The organism is Micromonospora krabiensis (assembly GCF_900091425.1).
Lineage (GTDB): Bacteria > Actinomycetota > Actinomycetes > Mycobacteriales > Micromonosporaceae > Micromonospora > Micromonospora krabiensis.
Genome location: NZ_LT598496.1, coordinates 3059716 through 3078135 on the forward strand (window position 1 = coordinate 3059716; position 18420 = coordinate 3078135).

At 74.5% G+C, this 18420-nt stretch carries 15 protein-coding genes; 4 read left to right on the top strand and 11 right to left on the bottom strand.

Annotated elements, in window-relative coordinates; all coding sequences use genetic code 11:
* Positions 1-61: 61 nt before the first annotated feature.
* The 10 genes from GA0070620_RS13635 to GA0070620_RS13680 form a co-directional block, all read right to left on the bottom strand.
* On the bottom strand, positions 62-991 hold the full coding sequence (locus tag GA0070620_RS13635; protein WP_091598706.1) for a sporulation protein: 930 nt from the start codon (positions 989-991) through the stop codon (positions 62-64).
* Positions 992-1085: 94 nt separating this feature from the next.
* Positions 1086-2150 (bottom strand): hemolysin family protein, encoded by a 1065-nt coding sequence (locus GA0070620_RS13640; protein ID WP_091590792.1) that lies wholly within the window; start codon positions 2148-2150, stop codon positions 1086-1088.
* A 166-nt stretch (positions 2151-2316) separates the two neighbouring features.
* A complete protein-coding gene (locus tag GA0070620_RS13645) occupies positions 2317-3675 on the bottom strand; it encodes a hemolysin family protein (protein WP_091590795.1) in 1359 nt (452 codons plus the stop codon).
* A gap of 224 nt (positions 3676-3899) precedes the next feature.
* The gene (mnhG, locus tag GA0070620_RS13650; RefSeq protein WP_172836430.1) at positions 3900-4232 is read right to left on the bottom strand and encodes a monovalent cation/H(+) antiporter subunit G; all 333 of its coding nucleotides are present in this window, start codon (positions 4230-4232) and stop codon (positions 3900-3902) included.
* On the bottom strand, positions 4232-4495 hold the full coding sequence (locus GA0070620_RS13655; protein WP_091590797.1) for a monovalent cation/H+ antiporter complex subunit F: 264 nt from the start codon (positions 4493-4495) through the stop codon (positions 4232-4234). The genes mnhG and GA0070620_RS13655 overlap by 1 nt, the downstream gene beginning before the upstream one ends.
* Positions 4492-5091, bottom strand: a complete 600-nt coding sequence (locus GA0070620_RS13660) for a Na+/H+ antiporter subunit E (protein ID WP_172836431.1) — start codon at positions 5089-5091, stop codon at positions 4492-4494. The genes GA0070620_RS13655 and GA0070620_RS13660 overlap by 4 nt, the downstream gene beginning before the upstream one ends.
* Positions 5088-6596, bottom strand: coding sequence for a Na+/H+ antiporter subunit D (locus GA0070620_RS13665; RefSeq protein WP_091598712.1), 1509 nt, complete (start codon positions 6594-6596; stop codon positions 5088-5090). Before GA0070620_RS13665 ends, GA0070620_RS13660 begins: the two co-directional genes overlap by 4 nt.
* Before the next feature lie 37 nt (positions 6597-6633).
* Positions 6634-7116, bottom strand: a complete 483-nt coding sequence (locus GA0070620_RS13670) for a Na(+)/H(+) antiporter subunit C (RefSeq protein WP_091590802.1) — start codon at positions 7114-7116, stop codon at positions 6634-6636.
* Positions 7113-9947 (bottom strand): Na+/H+ antiporter subunit A, encoded by a 2835-nt coding sequence (locus GA0070620_RS13675; RefSeq protein WP_091598715.1) that lies wholly within the window; start codon positions 9945-9947, stop codon positions 7113-7115. The genes GA0070620_RS13670 and GA0070620_RS13675 overlap by 4 nt, the downstream gene beginning before the upstream one ends.
* Positions 9948-10517: 570 nt before the next feature.
* Positions 10518-10922 (bottom strand): hypothetical protein, encoded by a 405-nt coding sequence (locus GA0070620_RS13680; protein WP_231922369.1) that lies wholly within the window; start codon positions 10920-10922, stop codon positions 10518-10520.
* A 179-nt stretch (positions 10923-11101) separates the two neighbouring features.
* Between GA0070620_RS13680 and GA0070620_RS13685 the strand changes: the two genes are divergently transcribed.
* Positions 11102-15838: an Lhr family helicase gene (locus tag GA0070620_RS13685; RefSeq protein ID WP_091590804.1), complete on the top strand. Its 4737-nt coding sequence runs from the start codon at positions 11102-11104 to the stop codon at positions 15836-15838.
* A gap of 37 nt (positions 15839-15875) precedes the next feature.
* Here GA0070620_RS13685 and GA0070620_RS32675 read toward each other — a convergent pair whose 3' ends face one another.
* Complete coding sequence (locus GA0070620_RS32675) at positions 15876-16463, bottom strand: hypothetical protein (protein ID WP_157741612.1); 588 nt, start codon at positions 16461-16463, stop codon at positions 15876-15878.
* Between the two features lie 225 nt (positions 16464-16688).
* Between GA0070620_RS32675 and GA0070620_RS34030 the strand changes: the two genes are divergently transcribed.
* From GA0070620_RS34030 to GA0070620_RS34035, 3 genes are read left to right on the top strand one after another with little or no spacing between them, the layout of a single operon-like run.
* A complete protein-coding gene (locus GA0070620_RS34030) occupies positions 16689-17261 on the top strand; it encodes a GNAT family N-acetyltransferase (protein WP_091590808.1) in 573 nt (190 codons plus the stop codon).
* Positions 17234-18076: an SAM hydrolase/SAM-dependent halogenase family protein gene (locus tag GA0070620_RS13700; RefSeq protein ID WP_091590810.1), complete on the top strand. Its 843-nt coding sequence runs from the start codon at positions 17234-17236 to the stop codon at positions 18074-18076. The genes GA0070620_RS34030 and GA0070620_RS13700 overlap by 28 nt, the downstream gene beginning before the upstream one ends.
* Complete coding sequence (locus tag GA0070620_RS34035) at positions 18073-18405, top strand: CPCC family cysteine-rich protein (protein WP_269456573.1); 333 nt, start codon at positions 18073-18075, stop codon at positions 18403-18405. The genes GA0070620_RS13700 and GA0070620_RS34035 overlap by 4 nt, the downstream gene beginning before the upstream one ends.
* Positions 18406-18420: the final 15 nt, after the last annotated feature.

Sequence of the window (18420 nt, forward strand, 5' to 3'; positions counted from 1 at the left end):
GGACCGCGCTGACTCCGCCCCCGGAGCGGGCCCGGCGCCGCGACGGACCGGGCCACGCCGTTCAGGTGCCGTCGCCGCCGCCACCACCGCCACCGACCCCGGGCCCGCCGGCGGTGCCACCCAGGCCGAACCCCGGCTGTAGGGGCTCGTCCGGTGGCCGGCTGACGTGAGCGGACTCGCTGATCTGCGCCGACCAGTCGGCGTGCGCGGCGGCCGCCGCGTGCCGGTTGATCGCCTGGCGGAGCCAACCGTCCACGGTGGCCACCCAGTCCCGCTGCTCGGCGCCCGTGTGCCAGACCCGGAACCGGCTGATGCTCTGGTGGGTGACACCGGCCAGGGCCAGCCGGCGGTCCACCCACAGGATCACCTCCAGGCCCGCCGAGTTGGCCACGAAGATCACCTCCAGCTCGGTCATCGGACCGGCGTAGAGCGGGGCCGCCCAGTAGCCGAGCCGCTGGTGCAGCGGCAGCGTCTGCTCCACCCCCGGCAGCCGGGCGTCGACCAGCCCGGCCTGGCGCATCGAGAAGCCGAGCGTGTCCAGCGCCGCCAGCACGTGCGCCTGGGTGGGCAGCGGGTGCACGAAGACGGGCACCATGGCGCCCTGGTCCAGCCGCGGCTCGACCGCCACCTCCGTCCGCAGCGCCATCCGCAGGCTGAGCAGCGGCACCCCGCCGAAGATCGTCACCGGGGTCTCCCACGGCACGGGAAACTCGAACGGGATGGTCCGGCCCCGCCCGGCCCGCAGCACGAACGCCCCGGTCAGCGGCGCGTCGTGGAACTGCACCAGGCGACGCGGCCCGGACGGGTCGTCCGGCTCGGCCGTCGTGACCAGGCCGAGCCGGACGTGCAGCACCGGGACGTCCACCGAGCCGGCGGTGACCGTGACCCGGCCGGGCAGTGCCAGCCCCGGCCGGGTGCTCGGGTTCGTCAGGGCCGTACGCACGGTCAGGCCCGTCCGGCCCGACTCCGGCGACACCCCCGTGACCCGCACCGGCACCCCTCCGTCCGCCCGCCCGACCTCAACTCTGGCGGACGGCGCCGGTGGTTCACCGCCGGTTCGCGGAAAGCCGCCGGCACGGCGTCGGTCAGCGCATCCGCCGCCCGCGGGGCACCGTGTCGGTCTCGTCGTCGAACTCGCCGATGACCTCCTCCAGGAGGTCCTCCAGCGCCACGAACCCGATCGGCCGGGTCGGGCCGCCGCCGTTGCGCACCAGCGCGAGCTGCGACTGGCGGGACCGCATGGCGGCCACCGCCTCGGTCACCGACGCCGCGGCGGGCAGGGTGAACGCGGTGCTCATCAGGTCACCGGCGGTGGCCGTCTGGCCCGTCGTGACCGCCCGCACCGCCTCCCGGACGTGCACCAGCCCGCAGACGTTGCCGGCCGCGTCGAGCACGGCGAGGCGGGAGCGACCGCTGTCGCGGCTGACCTCCTCGATGAGCTCGGCTGGGTCATCCCGGCGGACCGTCACCATCGTCGAGAACGGCTCCATCACCTGGGCCACCGTGGTGCCCTGCAACTGGAGCATGCTGGTCAGCAGCTGGTGCTGCTCGGCGCCGAGCAGGCCGTGCTCGCGGGACTGCTCCAGCAGCATCCGCAGCTCGTCCGGGCCGTGCACCTGGGCCAGCTGGTCCTGCGGGTTGACCCGCACCAACCGCAGGATCGCGTTGGCGAGGGCGTTGAGCGCCGACAGCACCGGCCGCGCCACCCGGGCGAACGCCCGGAACGGCAGGGCCAGCAGCATGGCGGAGCGCTCCGCGTCGGTGATGGCCCAGGACTTCGGCGCCATCTCACCGATCACCAGGTGCAGGAAGGTGACCAGCCCCAGCGCGAAGACCAGCGCGACCGCGTGGCTCGCCGCGTCGGGCAGGCCCACCGCGTGCAGCACCGGGCTGACCAGATGCTCGATCGCCGGCTCGGCGAGCGCACCGAGGCCCAGCGTGCACAGGGTGATGCCGAGCTGCGCGCCGGCGAGCATGAGTGACAGCTCGCGTACGCCGTCCAGCGCCGCCTTCGCGGCGCGACCGCCGCCGGCCGCGGCCTGCTCCAGGCGGTACCGCTTGCTGGCGACCAGGGCGAACTCGGCGGCCACGAAGAAGCCGTTCAGCGCGAGCAGCGCCACCGAGGTGAGCAGTGCGACGCCGGGACTCATCGGAACCGTCCTCCGTTCGCGACTGCGGGGCTCGCAAGCTCACTCCTCGCGCTCACGCGGAACCGTCCTTCGTTCGCGACTGCGGGGCTCGCAAGCTCACTCCTCGCGCTCACGCCGAACCGTCCTTCGTTCGCGACTGCGGGGCTCGCAAGCTCACTCCTCGCGCTCACGCCGACACCTCCGGGCGCTGGCCCGGCTCGGTCACCCGCAGCCGTACGGAGTCGGCCACGTGCCGGTCGACGGCGAGTACCTCGACCAGGGCGCGCCGGTCCACCTCGCCGTCCTCGCCGTCGGCCAACAGGTTGATCTCCAGCCGGTCCCCCACCTCGGGCACCCGCCCCAGCTCGCGCATGACGAGGCCGGAGAGCGTGTCGTACTCGGGAGCCTCGGGCAGGGTGATGCCCGTGCTGTCGGCCACCTCGTCGATGCGCCAGCGGGCCGGCACCACCCAGGAACCGTCGTCCTGCCGGGCCGGCGCCCGCTCCGGCGGGTCGTCCTCGTCCCGGATCGGGCCGACCAGCTCCTCGGCGATGTCCTCCAGCGTGATCACACCGGCGAACCCGCCGTACTCGTCGACCACGCAGGCGAGCTGGCGGTGGCCGGACCGCAGCCGGTCCAGCACCGTCGGCAGCGGCAGGGTCTCGGGCACCAGCAGCGGCGGTACGGCGATCGCGCGCACCGGGGTGGTGGCGCGCTGCCGCGGGTGCACCCCGAGCACGTCGGCGATGCCGACGACGCCGACCAGGTCGTCCACGCCCTCCGCACCGCGTACGGGGAAGCGGGAGTGGCCGGTGTCGAGCAGCTCGACGACGCGGCTGACCGGCTCGTCGGCGCGTACGGTGTGCACGTCGACGCGCGGCACCATCGCCTCGCCGGCGGTCAGCTCACGGAAGTCGAGCCCCCGGTCGAGCAGGTTGGACATCTCCGCGTCGAGGTGCCCCTCCTGGCGGGACTCGGCGATGATCTGCTCCAGGTCCTCCGGGGTGGCGCCGCTGGGCAGCTCCTCGATCGGCTCGATGCCGACCCGGCGCAGCAGCCGCACGGCGGCGCGGTCGAAGAGGCGGACCACCGGGCCCGCCACCCGCAGGTAGATCAGGGTGGAGCGGGACAGCGCCCGGGCGACCGGTTCGGCGCGGGCGATGGCCATGTTCTTCGGGGCCAGCTCGCCGAGCACCATCTGCACGACGGTGGCGATGATCAGAGCCAGGGCGACGGAGAGCGGAAGACTCAGCGACTCGGCGACCCCGGCCAGGCCGAGCAGGTCGGTGAGGCCGGCGCCCAGGAAGGGCTCCGCGACGTAACCGACGAGCAGGGCGGTGACGGTGATGCCGAGCTGGGCTCCCGAGAGCATGAAGGAGAGCCGTCCGGTCACTTCGAGCGCCCGGGCGGCGGCCTGGTCGCCGTCGTCGGCGAGCTGGCGCAGCTTGCCCCGGTCGACGGCGACGTAGCCGAACTCCTGGGCCACGAAGTAGCCGGTGGCGGCGGTGAGAACGATGATCAGGACGAGGCCGAGGACGATCAACACGGGAGGCTCAGGGCTCCCCGGTACGGCGTCGGGGCCAGTGGATGCCGGGCACGACCCGGCTGGCTACTGCTGCCCTCCGGGGCAGAAGAGTCGATCATGCCGCCATTTTATCGGCGTCCGCTGAATGTCCGCTGAGGGTGGGACGAAGGCGCTCGGTGTCCGTTTCCGACCTGGCCCGCAGCGCGTGCGGCCGGCTCGGCGTCCAGCGGCCGGGCTGGTCGGCATCAGCGCCCGGCCAGCTCGTCGGCGTCGAGCAGGGACCGGTCGACCCGGCCGGACCGGTACGCCGCCCGACCGATCATCTGCGCCGCCACCGGGGCCGTGGCCAGCTGGAACAACGCCACCAGCGCCACCATCCCGATGTCCGCCGGGCTGCGCAGGCGCAGCGCGAGGCCGGCCAGCAGGAGCAGCACACCGAGCGTCTGCGGCTTGGTGGCGGCGTGCATCCGGTCCAGCACGTCCGGGAAGCGCAGCACCCCGACGCCGGCGGCCAGGGCGAGCACCGCGCCGGCCACCACGAACAGGCCACCCACCCAGTCGGCGATCGTGCCCAGCATCAGTGGTCCTCGCGTACGGCGAACCGGACCAGCGAGACCGAGCCGATGAACCCCAGCAGCGAGAGCACCACCAGCACCGGCAGGGTGGTGGCGTGCCGGTTGACGGCGGCCTCCGCCCCGACCGCACCGATCATGGTGGCGAGCAGCATGTCGGCGGCGACCACCCGGTCCAGCAGTGACGGCCCCCGGTAGAGCCGGGCCAGCGCGAGGAGCGCGGTCACCGACAGCAGGCCGGTGAGCACGACGGCGAGGAAGGTGTTCACGGACGGTTCTCCTTCGGGACGGGATCGGTCTGCACCTGGCGCAGCTCCGCGGTCGAGCCGACGGCCCGGACGATCCGCCGCTCGATGTCGAGGACACGCGCGCGGTTCTCGGCCAGGTCCTGCGGCCGACGCACGTCGAGCACGTGCACGTAGAGGACGGCGTTGTCCCGGTCCACCTCCAGGACCAGCGTGCCCGGCACCAGCGACACCGCCTCCGCGGTGAGCGCCATGTTCAGGTCCGTACGCACCCGCAGCGGAATCGCGATGATGCCGCCGCGTGGCCGGAAGCCGGGCTGCACCGCGATGCGGGCCACGTGGATGCTGGCGAGCACCAGTTCGACGACGAACCGGCCGACGAACGCCAGCAGCCAGCGCGGGCGGACCCGGCCGCCGAAGGTGACCGGCGGCAGCGGGAAGAACACCAGCACCGCCCCGCCCACCAGCAGGCCGGCGGCCAGGTTTCCCCAGGTGAACTCGCCCCAGAGCAGGTTCCAGACCAGCACCAGCCAGCCCAGCGCCAGGAACTGGTCGCGCCAGCGGCCCACCCGGGCGCGTGGTGGCCGGGGCGGCTCGTCGGAGTGCGGCTCGGTGCTCACCACGGCCCGCCCTCGGGCAGGACGGCCCGCAGGTACGGGGTGCGGTCACGCAGGTCGCTCGCGGCGTCGGCGGTGACGTCGAAGAGCGGGCCGGCGACGACCGTCAGCGCCAACCCGAACAGGACGAGCGCGACGGTCGCGCCGACCATCAGCCCGGGCAGCCGGACGGCCGGTTCGTCGGTGGTGACCTGTGGGGCGCGCCAGAACGCCACGTTCCACACCCGGGAGGCCACGTACAGGGTGAGGAGGCTGGTCACGGTGCCGGCCGCGACCAGCGCGCCGGGCAGCGCGCCGCCGGCGGCCACGCCGGCCTGGAGCAGGCCGAGCTTGCCCAGGAAACCGGAGAACGGAGGTACGCCGGCCAGGTTCATCGCGGGCACGAAGAAGAGCACGCCGAGCAGCGGGGCCATCCGGGCCAGCCCGCCCAGCCGACGCAGGTCGGTGCTGCCGGCCCGCTCCTCGACCAGGCCGGCGACGAGGAACAGCGTGGTCTGGATCGTGATGTGGTGCACCACGTAGAAGATCGCGCCGGAGAGCCCGGCCACGGTGCTCAGCCCGACCCCGAAGATCATGTAGCCGATGTGGCTGACCAGGGTGAACGAGAACACCCGCTTGAGGTCGGACTGCGCCACCGCGCCGAGGATGCCGACCAGCATCGTCAGCCCGGCCACCACCATCAGCAGGGTGCCCACCTTCCCGTCGGGGAAGAGCAGCGTCTCGGTGCGGATGACCGCGTACACGCCCACCTTGGTGAGCAGGCCGGCGAAGACCGCGGTGACCGGCGCCGGCGCCGTCGGGTAGCTGTCCGGCAGCCAGGCGGAGAGCGGGAACACCGCCGCCTTCACGCCGAAGGCGAGGAGCAGCATCAGTTGCAACGCCAGGCGTACGCCGTCCGGCAGCGCGTCCAGCCGCTGCGCGAGCTGGGCCAGGTTGAGCGTGCCGGTGGCCGCGTACACCAGGCCGACGGCCGCCAGGAAGACCATCGAGGAGAGGATGCTCACCACCACGTACGTCGACCCGGTGCGGATCCGGGCCTCCGTACCGCCGAGGGTGATCAGCACGAAGCTCGCGGCGAGCAGGATCTCGAAGCCGACGAACAGGTTGAACAGGTCCCCCGCCAGGAACGCGTTCGTGACGCCGGCGGTCAGCACCAGGTAGGTCGGGTGGTAGATGGTCACCGGCGCGGTCTCGCCGGTCTCCCCCCGCCCCTGACCGATCGAGTAGAGCAGCACGCACAGGGTCACCGCCGCCGACACCACCAGCATCAGCGCGGCGAGCTGGTCGGCGACCAGCACGATGCCGACCGGGGCGGGCCAGCCGCCGATCGCCAGCACCACCGGCCCGTGCCGGTACGCCTCGACGAGCAGCACGCCGGCGACCGCGAGGGTGGTGGTCAGCCCGGCGACGCTGATGGCGCGCTGCAACCCGGGCCACCGGCCGAGCACCAGGGTGAGGGCCGCGCCGAGCAGCGGCACCACCACCGGCAACGGCAGCAGCCGGTTCACCGGGAACACCCGACCGGACGACGCTCTCCGTACGCCCTCATCCGACGCCGTCCCCACGGCGCAGCCGGCGACGGGCCGGCTCCGGGTCGACCTGCTCCGGGTCGCCGTTCGGCCCCTCCCCACCGAGGTCGGCGGTGACCGACTCGTCGCGTTCGGCCAGCCGGATGATCTGCCGGTCCTCCTGGTCGTCCGGCACCTCGTCGTCGCCGGTCAGGTACCAGCTGCGGTAGCTCACCGCGAGCAGGAACGCGGTCAGCCCGAACGTGATCACGATCGAGGTCAGCACCATGGCCTGCGGCAGCGGATCGCTCATCCGGTCCTCCGGCGCGGTGCCGACGACCGGGGCGGCCCCGGAACGCCCGCCCAGCAGGATGAGCAGGTTGACCCCGTTGCCCAGCAGGATCACGCCGAGCAGGATCCGGCTGAGGCTCCGTTCCAGCAGGAGGTTCACGCCGCAGGCGACCACCACGCCGACGGCGACCACCAGCACCAGCGTGGGGTTCGACCCGCTCGCGCTCACGGCCGCTCCCCCGGCTCGGCGGCGAGACCCCGGGTGGCCGTGCCCGCGGTCTCGATGTGCCGGTCCACCTCCGCGCCGAGGCTGCGCAGGATGTCCAGCATCAGCCCCACCACGACCAGGTAGACACCGATGTCGAAGAAGACCGAGGTGACCAGGTAGAAGTGGCCGACCAACGGCAGGTAGAGGTCGACCCGCGCGCTCTGGAGAACCGAACCGCCGGCGAGTAACGCGATCACACCGGTGCCGACGGAGACGGCCAGCCCGGCGCCGAGGACCGTACCGGCGCCGATCGGGGCCGACTCGGCCAGCTCGTACCGGCCGCCCGCGAGGTAGCGGACGACCAGTGCGAGGCTCGCCACCAGTCCACCGCTGAAGCCGCCGCCCGGCGCGTTGTGACCGGAGAAGAGCAGGAACAGCGAGAACAGCACCACCGTGTGGAAGATGAGCCGGGTGACGACCTCGAACACGATCGACCGCCGTCGTTCCTCCAGCCGGGAGCCGCCGCGCAGCCAGATCGGCCGGCCCGGCCGGCTCGGCCGCCGGGACGGCTCGGGGCGGCGCGGGCGGGGCCCGGTGCGGGACCGTTCGAAGATCAGGCTGGCCACGCCGGTCGCGGTCACCACCAGCACCGCCATCTCCCCCATCGTGTCCCAGGCCCGGATGTCGACCAGGGTCACGTTGACGATGTTGCGGCCGTGTCCCTCGTCGACCGACAGCTCCGGAAAGGCGGCCGAGATGGCCGGTGCCTCACGCGCACCGGCGGCGGTGAAGGCCAGCCCGGCGGCAGCGACGCCGACCGCCACCGCGAGCGTGCGGCGCAGCCAGCGGGCCCGCCGCAACGGTCGCACCGAGAACCGCTCCGGCAGCCGGCGCAGCACGAGCACGAACACCGCGATCGTCGCGGTCTCCACCAGGAACTGGGTGAGTGCCAGGTCGGGCGCGCCGTACAGGACGAACAGCATCGCCGTGCCGTAGCCGGTCACCCCCACCAGCAGCATCGCCGTCAGCCGGCGACGAGCGCCGACCGCGAGCACCGCCGCCACCGCGAGCACCAGGGCGACGACCAGCTGCACCGGCGTGCCCCACGAGGTGACGCGCTCCTCCCAGGGGCGGGCCGCGATCATCGCCCCGCCCGGCAGCAGCACCAGCACGATCAGGATCGTCGCCAGATACTGCGGCAGCGATCCGCGCTGCGTGACGCTGGTGACCTCCACCGCGAGCCGGTCGAAGCGGCCGATCACCCACTCGTACCCCCTGTTGCCGCTCACCGGGGCCCGGAGCCGGGCCAGCACCGGCGCGAGCGGGCCGCGCAGCGCGAACAGTCCGCCGCCCGCGACCAGCACCAACGCGGACAGGCCGAGCGCGGGGGTGAGCCCGGGCCACAGCACCAGGTGGGCGTGGGCGGTGCCGAACAGCTCGGCGTACGGGCGGAGCAGCCCGTCCACCCCGCCGGCCACGGGACCGGCGACCAGCCCGGCGACGGCGAGCACCACCGCCGGCACCAGCAGCGACGGCGCGATCCGGTCCAGCGGGGTCTGCTCCACGCCCGGCCGGTCGGCGAACGCGCCCCACAGGAACCGCACGCTGTAGGCGACCGTGAGGACCGTGCCCGCGACCAGCCCGGCGAGGATCACCGGCCGGTCGATGAACGCGGCGAACACCGCCTCCTTGGCGACGAAGCCGAACAGCGGTGGCACCCCCGCCATGGACGCGGCGGCCAGCACCGCGACGCCGACCAGCGGGCCGGAGCCGTGCCGCAGACCCGAGAGTTCCCGCAGGTCCCGGGTGCCGGCGCCGTGGTCGATGATCCCGACGACCAGGAACAGCGCCGCCTTGAACAGGGCATGCGCGAGCAGCATGGCGACCCCGGCCAGCGCGGCGTCGGGGGTGCCCGCCCCGGTCAACACCACCAGCAGGCCGAGCTGGCTCACCGTCCCGTACGCCAACAGCAGCTTCAGGTCCGTCTGCCGCAGCGCGGCCCAACCGCCGACGAGCATGGTGGCCAGGCCGGCCACGATCGTCACCGGCCGCCACGGGCCGACCGCCGCCAGGACCGGCGCGAGCATCCCGATCAGGTAGACGCCGGCCTTCACCATGGCCGCCGCGTGCAGGTACGCGCTCACCGGCGTGGGCGCCGCCATCGCCACCGGAAGCCAGGAGTTGAACGGCAGGATCGCCGACTTGGACAGCGCCCCGACGAGGATGAGCACCACCGCGGCGACCAGGTAACCGCCGCCGGGCAGCGGCTGCGCCGCGATCTCCGACCAGCGGTACGTGCCGGCGTGCACCCCGAGCATGATGAAGCCGACCAGCATCGCCAGCCCGCCCAGCGTGGTGACCATCAGCGCCTGGGCCGCCGCCCACCGGCTGGCCCGCCGCTCGGTGCTGTGCCCGATCAGCAGGTACGAGAAGATCGTGGTCAGCTCCCAGCCGACGTAGAGCAGCAGCAGGTCGTCGGCGAGGACCAGGAGGAGCATCGCGCCGGCGAACGCCACCAGCACGGCGGCGAACCGGCCCAGGCCCAACGAATCCGCCGTGAAGTAGCGGGCGCAGTAGACCAGCACCAGCGCGCCGACCCCGCCGACCAGCAACGTCAACAGCCAGGACAGGGTGGTCAGCCGCAGCGCCACGTCGAGGCCCAACTGCCGGATCCACGGGTACGTCTCGACCACCGCGCCGCCGTCGCGTACCGCCGGGGTGCGGGCCAGCGCCCAGGCGAAGGCGGCGGCGGGCGCCACGGCCAGCGGATAGCAGGCACGCGGACCCCACCACCGGACGAACAGCGGCGCGAGCAGTGCCGCCACGAGGTGAAGGATCAGCAGTACGAGCACCCGCACTCCCGGTCGAGGTGGCAGCGGCGGACGCCTCCCGAGGGGTTCGGCGCCTAGCTGCGATCACACGCCAGTTCACGCCTCGCCGCGCCGATTTTCCATAAATCGCCGCTCATGAGCTGGTTAGACCCGATTCACCCAGTCCCACCCGGCGCCCCACGCGCCACGCGCCGCCGCCCCAAACTCCCCACCCTCCCCACACTCCCTACACCTCGCGCCCACACCGCACCCCAGGTCCGCGGCGATCATGCAGCTGCGGTGCCTGAATTCACCCCGAAAGCCGCATACGTCCACCACCACGGACGGCGTGATCGGCCTCCCCCGCTCGGCGATCTTGCGGTTGGCGCCCCCGTAATGGGCGGATCGCCCTCTTCGTCGGGGCGACAAGTGCAAGATCGCGCATACGGCCCGGGACACCCTCGGCGTGGCATCGTGACGATCAGCCCTGGACGATCACGAGGCCCCGGAGTGATCCACCCAGATCGGTGACATCGCGGTATCCAGCCGCCCCGGACACCGCGACATCGCCGAACCCGGCGTCGATGACCGGCCGAGGCCGTCCGGCGGGCGTCAGTCGCGGCCGGGGCGGCGCTGGTCGGCGGACGCGGGCGGGACGGAACGGATCAGGGTGGCGCGGTCGCAGTGCGACGGCTCGCCCAGCAGGTCGGCCCGGCCGAGCTGCCGGGCGACCCGGTCGATGATCCGCTCGGCCGCGGCCAGGGACCGCACCGACAGCAGCCGGCCTCGGCTCTCGCGACGCAGCACGAAGTAGTGCACCGCCGCGCGGACCTGACCCCGGTCGGCGGCGCTGGCGTGGGCGGTGGAGATGACCAGCTCGCGCAGGCAACGGGCGAGCCGCTCCGCGAGCTCCAGCTCAGGGCCGTGCAGGCCAACCCGGACGGCGGCGAGGTGACTGTCGACCTTGCGGATGAGCACGTCGGTGCCGGGCTCGCCCCTCCGCTGCTCGACGGCCATCCGATCCCTCCACCCCGCTCCTTGTCGCGAGTGAAGTTACTTTATGTTGCACGTCACAAGCAAGCAGTTAAGTGAGACTTAACGCCGCAAGCGTCATATCCGCCGCGTAAATACTGTTGCCGGACACAATTGGCACCCGCCCGTCGGCAATTGTCACAGGGGCGCGGCAGGATTGACGGGTGGCGGATGTGACGACCGGCCCCGACGCGGGCGGAGCGGAGGTGCTGGCCAGCTTCGGTCCGGCGACGCGGGAGTGGTTCACGGCGGCCTTCGCCGCGCCCACCGTCGCCCAGACCGGCGCCTGGCGTTCGGTGGCGGCCGGTCACAACGCCCTGGTCGTGGCACCGACCGGCTCCGGCAAGACCCTGGCCGCGTTCCTCTGGTCGCTGGACCGCCTGGCCCGGGAGCCCGCACCGGCCGACGCCCGGCAACGCTGCCGCGTGCTCTACGTGAGCCCGCTGAAGGCGCTCGCCGTCGACGTGGAGCGCAATCTGCGCGCCCCGCTCGCCGGCATCCGCCAGGCCGCGACCCGGCTCGGCGTCACCCCGCCGGACATCACCGTCGGCATGCGTACGGGCGACACACCCGCCGACGAGCGACGTGCCTTCGCCCGCACCCCACCGGACATCCTCATCACCACACCGGAGTCGCTGTTCCTGCTGTTGACCTCCGCCGCCCGCGACTCGCTGCGCGGCGTCGAGACCGTCATCGTCGACGAGGTGCACGCGGTGGCCGGCAGCAAACGGGGCGCTCACCTGGCCCTCTCCCTGGAGCGTCTCGACGAGCTGCTACCCGCCCCGGCCCAACGCATCGGCCTCTCCGCGACGGTCCGCCCGATCGACGGCTGCGCCCGGTTCCTCGGGGGCGCCCGCCCGGTCGACGTGGTGCAGCCGCCCACCGCCAAGACCATCGAGGTCAGCGTCCAGGTCCCCGTGGAGGACATGACCCGCCTCGACGAGCAGGAGCAGTCGATCGAGGACGACCTGGGCGGCCCCGGGCCGCGTCGCGCCTCGATCTGGCCGGCCGTCGAGGAGCGGGTCTTCGCCCTGATCCGGGCGCACCGCTCGACCATCGTCTTCACCAACTCCCGGCGCAGCGCCGAGCGGCTCTGCGCGCGGCTCAACGAGCTGGCCGCCGAGGAGTTGGAGGCGTCGGCCACACCGGACGGCGGTCGCGTGGCCCGAGGCGGGGAGCCGGTGCGCGTATCCGAGCTGCTGGCGGGAGGTGACGGCCAGCCGGCCGGCGACGGCGGCCCGGCGGACGGTGCCGGGCCCGGGCGGCGGCGCGGCGCGGAGGCGTTCGGCGGGCCGGTGGGGCCGCTGCGGGCCCCACGCCAGCCGGCCGAGGTGATGGCCCAGTCCGGGGCCGCGACCGGCGCGCCGCCGGTGATCGCCCGGGCGCACCACGGCAGCGTCTCCCGCGAGGAGCGCAAGCACATCGAGGAGGCGCTCAAGTCGGGGCAGTTGCCCGCCGTGGTCGCCACCTCCAGCCTGGAGCTCGGCATCGACATGGGCGCGGTCGACCTGGTCGTGCAGATCGAGGCCCCGCCGAGCGTCGCGGCCGGCCTGCAACGCGTCGGCCGGGCCGGGCACCAGGTCGGGGCCGTCTCCCGGGGGGTGGTGTTCCCGAAACACCGCGGTGACCTCCTCTCCTGCGCCGTCGTGGCGGAGCGGATGACCGACGGCGCGATCGAGGAGCTGCACTTCCCGCGCAACCCGCTCGACGTGCTGGCCCAGCAGATCGTGGCGATGGTGGCGCTGGAGCCATGGCGGCTGGGCGACCTGGCCGTCCTGGTGCGCCGGGCCGCGCCCTTCGCCGAGCTGCCCGACTCCGCGCTGCACGCGGTGCTCGACATGCTGTCCGGGCGCTACCCGTCGACCGCCTTCGCCGAGCTGCGACCCAGGCTGGTCTGGGACCGGGCCACCGACCTGCTCAGCGGCCGCCCCGGCGCGCAGCGACTGGCGGTGACCAGCGGCGGCACCATCCCCGACCGGGGCCTCTTCGGCGTGTTCCTCGCCGGCGCCGAACGCGCCGCGCGGGTGGGCGAGCTGGACGAGGAGATGGTCTACGAGTCGCGGGTCGGCGACGTCTTCCTGCTCGGTTCCTCGTCCTGGCGGATCGAGGAGATCACCCCCGACCGGGTGCTCGTGTCGCCGGCACCCGGCCAGGCGGCCCGGATGCCGTTCTGGAAGGGCGACCAGCTCGGGCGCCCCGTCGAGCTGGGCCGCGCCATCGGCGCCCGGGTCCGGGCACTGCTGCGGCAGAGTGACGAGGCCGCGGTCGCCGCCCTGCGCGACGGCGGGTTGGACGACTGGGCGGCCGGCAACCTGATGGCCTACCTGCGGGAGCAGAAGGAGGCCACCCGGTCGCTGCCCGACGACCGGACGGTCGTGGTCGAGCGGTTCCGCGACGAGCTGGGCGACTGGCGGCTGGCCGTGCACAGCGTGCTGGGCGCCCGCGTCAACGGGCCCTGGGCGCTCGCCATCGGGCGCCGCCTGGCCGAGCGCTACGGCGTGGACGCGCAGGTGATGCCGTCCGACGACGGCATCGTCGTACGCCTGCCGGACACCGCCGACGACCCACCCGGCGCCGACGTGGTGGCCTTCGACCCGGAGGAGATCGCGCAGCTGGTCGAGGAGTCGGTGGGCACGTCGGCCCTCTTCGCCTCGCGGTTCCGTGAGTGCGCCGCCCGGTCGCTGCTGCTGCCCCGACGCGACCCGCGCCGCCGGCAGCCGCTCTGGCAGCAGCGCCAACGGGCGGCGCAGCTGCTCGACGTCGCCCGCGAGTACGCCGACTTCCCGGTCACCCTCGAAGCCGCCCGCGAGTGCCTCCAGGACGTGTTCGACCAGCCCGCCCTGGCCGAGCTGATGCGCGACCTGGCGGCCCGCCGGGTCCGGCTGGTCGAGGTCGAGACGAGCCAGCCGTCCCCGTTCGCCCGGTCGCTGCTCTTCGGCTACGTCGGCGCGTTCCTCTACGAGGGCGACGCGCCCCTCGCCGAGCGCCGGGCCGCCGCGCTGGCGCTGGACTCGGCCCTGCTCGGCGAGCTGCTCGGCCGCGTCGACCTGCGGGAGCTGCTCGACCCGGCGGTGCTCGTCGAGACCGAACGGCAACTGCGGTGGCTGACCGACCAGCGCCGGCCGCGGGACGCGGAGGACGTCGTCGAGCTGCTCCGCGTGGTCGGTGACCTCAGCGAGGTCGAGCTGACCGAGCGGGGCGTGCCCGTCGACTGGCTGGTCGACCTCGAAGCGGCCCGTCGGGTGCTGCGCGTCCGCATCGCCGGCGAGGAACGCTGGGTCGGTGTGGAGGACGCGGCCCGCCTGCGGGACGCGCTCGGCGTCGCGCTGCCGGTCGGGGTCGCCGAGGCGTACCTGGCGCCCGTCGCCGACCCGCTCGCCGACCTGGTGACCCGCTACGCCCGCACCCACGGGCCGTTCGCGGCGGCGAGCTGCGCTGCCCGGTTCGGGCTGGGCGTCGCCGTGGTGGAGCAGGCTCTGCGCCGGCTCGCCGCCACCGGCCGCGTCGTCTCCGGCGAGTTCACCCCGGAGAGCGCGGGCGCGCAGTGGTGTGACGCCGAGGTGCTGCGGATGCTGCGGCGCCGCTCCCTGGCCGCGCTGCGCCGCGAGATCGAACCGGTGCCGCCCCGGGCGCTGGCCGCCTTCCTGCCCCGCTGGCAGCAGGTCGGCTCGTCGGCGCGCGGCGTGGAGGCCCTGGCCGCGGCCCTGGAACAGTTGCAGGGCGTGGCCGTGCCGGCCTCGGCCCTGGAGCGGCTGGTGCTGCCCGGCCGGGTCGCCGACTACTCCCCCGCCCAGCTCGACGAGCTGTGCGCCAGCGGCGAACTGGTGTGGGCCGGCTCCGGCGCGATCTCCGGCGGGGACGGCTGGGTCACCCTGGCGTACGCGGACGCCGCGCCGCTGCTGCTCGCCCCACCGGACGAGGCCCTGGCCGTCACCCCGCTGCACGAGGCGGTGCTCGACGCGCTCGCCGACGGGCAGGCCCTCTTCTTCCGCCCACTCTCGGACCGGATCGGCTCCACCGACGACGCGGCCCTGAGCAGTGCCATCTGGGACCTGGTGTGGGCGGGGCACCTCACCAACGACACGCTCGCCCCGCTGCGCGCGGTGCTCGGCGCCGGCGGCGCGCACCGGTCCCGGCCGTCGGCCCCGCGCACCCGCTACCGGCGCCCCGGCCGGGTCGCGATGCCGACCCGGGGCGGGCCGCCCACCGTCGCCGGCCGCTGGTCCCGGCTGCCCGATCGTGACCTCGACCCGACCCGACGCGCCGCCGCCCTGGCCGATGTCCTGCTGGAGCGGCACGGCGTGGTCACCCGCGGCGCGGTGATGGCCGAACAGGTCACCGGCGGCTTCGCGGCCGTCTACCCGGTGCTCTCCGCCCTGGAGGAGCGCGGTGCGGCCCGGCGGGGCTACTTCGTCGAAGGGCTGGGCGCGGCACAGTTCGCGGTGCCCGGCGCGGTCGACCGCATCCGGGCGCTGGCCGAGCCGCCCGACGGGGCCCGAGGCCGGGCCGCCCCCACGCTGGTGCTCGCCGCGACCGACCCGGCCAACCCGTACGGGGCCGCGCTGCCCTGGCCGGAGCGCGCCGTCGACTCGGGCGACGGCGACACCCCGGCGACCGGGCACCGGGCCGGCCGCAAGGCGGGCGCCCTGGTCGTGCTCGTCGGCGGCGACCTGGTGCTGTACGTGGAGCGTGGCGGCCGCACCCTGCTGTCGTTCACCGACGAGACGGACGCGCTGGCCGCCGCCGGCAAGGCGCTCGCCGACACCGTCCACTCGGGGGCGTTGGGCGCCATCTCGGTGGAGCGCGCCGACGGTGAGGCCGTGCACTCCTCACCGCTGCGGGACGCGCTGACCGCGGCCGGCTTCCGGGCCACCCCGCGCGGCCTCCGCCTCCGAGGCTGACCCACCCCGCCCGCCGCCCCGACTCCGGATCCGGGGGTCAGGTCAGGGTGGTCAGGACTTTTTCGTAGCGGGAGCGGTCGGTGGCGGGCGTCCGGGCTTCCAGGTAGTTGAGCACCACCGCGCCGCGCCGATAGGACTGCCCGGCCCAGATCTCGGCGATCTCGCCCGCGCTCGTGGGGTCGGGGAAGACGTACACGGTGACCCCGTCGGTGGCGATCAACTCGGAGCAGCCGAGGCCGAGGCCGTCGGGGCCGCAGTCGACCGAGCGGTCGCGAGGATTGCCCACCTTCAGCCCGGCGGCCCGGAACGCGTCGACCACCTGCCGGGCTCCCGGTGCTCCGGCCGGTCGGCGAGGCAGCACCACGGGAGGCGCGCTGCTCGGCCGGCGTTCGGTGGGCTCCTGCACGGCCGGGGCGTCCCCGGCGGGCGGGACCGGCGGGGCGACCGGCGACTTCGGGGCTGCCGGTGAGGCGGGCGGCGTGGCGGTTGTCGGCGATGCCGCAACCGCCGTGCTGACCGCTGTGGACGGCGGTGCCGCCTCCGGACGGTCGTCGCCGCCACGGGAGCAACCTCCGCCGAGGGCGACGACGAGCACCGCGACGAGGGGCAGGCTCCGACGTGTCACCAGGGCAGTCTGCCGAACCGGACCGGCCGGAGGCCAGCGGCCACGCGGCCGGTGGGCCTGTCCCATATCCGCCACCGCGCCACCGACTCCGACCGGACGTCGGCGCCACGTCCCGACCGCCAACCCAGTCGACGCCCACCCCGACCCGGGCAGGTGCGTGGCCATCGTGGACGCCTCGGCGAGGGCGGCGCGGGTAGCATCCGGTGCCGTCGAGGGGAGGACCACGTGGAAGCGATCACCGTGCGGGTGGCCGGGCCGGGTGACCGGGCGGCGGTGGACGCGCTGCACGAACGGGAGTGGGGCGGCCCGTACGTGATCGGCCACGACACGCGGTACGACCTGCGTACGCTGCCGACGCTGGTGGCGGTGGACGGCGCCGGCGCGGTCGTCGGCGCCCTCGCCCACCACCGGGAAGGTGACGGGCTGGAGGTCGTGAGCGTGGTGGCCGCGCGACCCGGCGGGGGTGCGGGCAGCGCGCTGCTGGACGCGGCGGCCCAGGCGGCGCGGGCGGCCGGCCTGGCCCGGCTGTGGCTGATCACGTCGAACGACAACCTGCGGGCGCTCCGGTTCTACCAGCGCCGCGGGCTGCGGCTGGTCGGGGTGGACCGGGGCGCGGTGGACCGGGCGCGGCGGCTCAAGCCGGAGATCCCGCTCATCGGCGAGGACGGTATCCCGCTGCACGACGAGCTGATCCTGGAGCGGCGGCTCGCTCCCGGCGACGAGGGGTCAGCTCCCGCCGGGCCCGCCGCACAGGGGGTTAGCCTTCCCCCATGCCCGCCGCTCCCTGCATCTCGCTGACCACCGACTACGGCCTCGCCGACGGCTTCGTCGCGGCCTGCCACGGCGTGATCGCCACGCTGGCGCCGGCGGCCCGGGTCATCGACGTGACGCACCTGGTCCCGCCGGCCGACGTCCGGCGGGGCGCGACCGTGCTCGCCCAGACCGTGCCGTACCTACCGGTGGGGGTGCATGTGGCGGTGGTCGACCCGGGCGTCGGAACGGCCCGCCGCGGCGTCGCCCTGGCCGCCCCGGGCGGGCTGCTGGTAGGCCCCGACAACGGGTTGCTGCCGGACGCCGCCGAGGCGCTGGGCGGGGTTTCGGGGGTGGTCGAGCTGACCAACCCGGCGTGGCTGGCCCCACGGGTGTCCCGGACGTTCCACGGACGGGACATCTTCGCGCCGGTCGCCGCTCGTTTGGCGCTCGGCGCGCCGCTGGCCGAGGCCGGCCCGGCGGTCGATCCGGCGACGCTGGTCCGGCTGCCCGAGCCGGTCGTCCGGGTCGACGCGCACGGCTTCACCGCCGAGGTGCTGACCGTGGATCACTTCGGCAACGTGCAGCTCGCGGCCGCTGCCGACCTGCTGGACGGGCTGCCGCAGACCGTCCGGCTGACCGCACCGGCACCGCGGGGCGGCGAGGTGACGGTGTCCGATGTGGACGACAACGGTGCGGCTGGACGGTCGGCGGTGCGCGGCTGGACGTTCGGCGACGCACCGCCGGGCGGTCTGCTGGTCCACGCCGACTCGGCCGGCCGGGTGGCGATCGCGGTCAACGGCGGACGCGCGGTCGACCTGCTCGGCGTCGCCGCCGGCGACCTGGTGCGCGTGAGCGGATGAGCGGGCCGACGGGGCCGGTGGCAGCCGCGCGTACCAGCGGCTGGGCGACCCTCGCGGCCCTTCCTCGACTGTGGAATGCTGCCCCGGTGGGTGAGCAATCCGTTCCTGTCGCCTGTCCCTGCTGCGCCTCCCGGACCGGTGGAGGCACCTGCCCGGTGTGCTTCTGGACCGACGACGGTCAGACCGACACTGACGCCGACGTGGTCCGGGGCGGCCCCAACGGCGACCTGAGCCTCTCCCACGCCCGGCTCAACTTCGCCGTCTACGGCGCCAGCCACCCGCGCTACCAGGACATGGTGCGCGCGCCGCGCCCGGACGAACTGCCGTGACGGCGACCGTCCGGG

Excerpts from the sequence above, each read along its gene's own strand:
- GA0070620_RS13640 (WP_091590792.1), bottom strand. The coding sequence starts at position 2,150 with ATGAGTCCCGGCGTCGCACTGCTCACCTCGGTGGCGCTGCTCGCGCTG.
- mnhG (WP_172836430.1), bottom strand. The coding sequence starts at position 4,232 with ATGCTGGGCACGATCGCCGACTGGGTGGGTGGCCTGTTCGTGGTGGCC.
- GA0070620_RS13680 (WP_231922369.1), bottom strand. The coding sequence starts at position 10,922 with ATGGCCGTCGAGCAGCGGAGGGGCGAGCCCGGCACCGACGTGCTCATC.
- GA0070620_RS13700 (WP_091590810.1), top strand. The coding sequence starts at position 17,234 with ATGCCCGCCGCTCCCTGCATCTCGCTGACCACCGACTACGGCCTCGCC.
- GA0070620_RS34035 (WP_269456573.1), top strand. The coding sequence starts at position 18,073 with ATGAGCGGGCCGACGGGGCCGGTGGCAGCCGCGCGTACCAGCGGCTGG.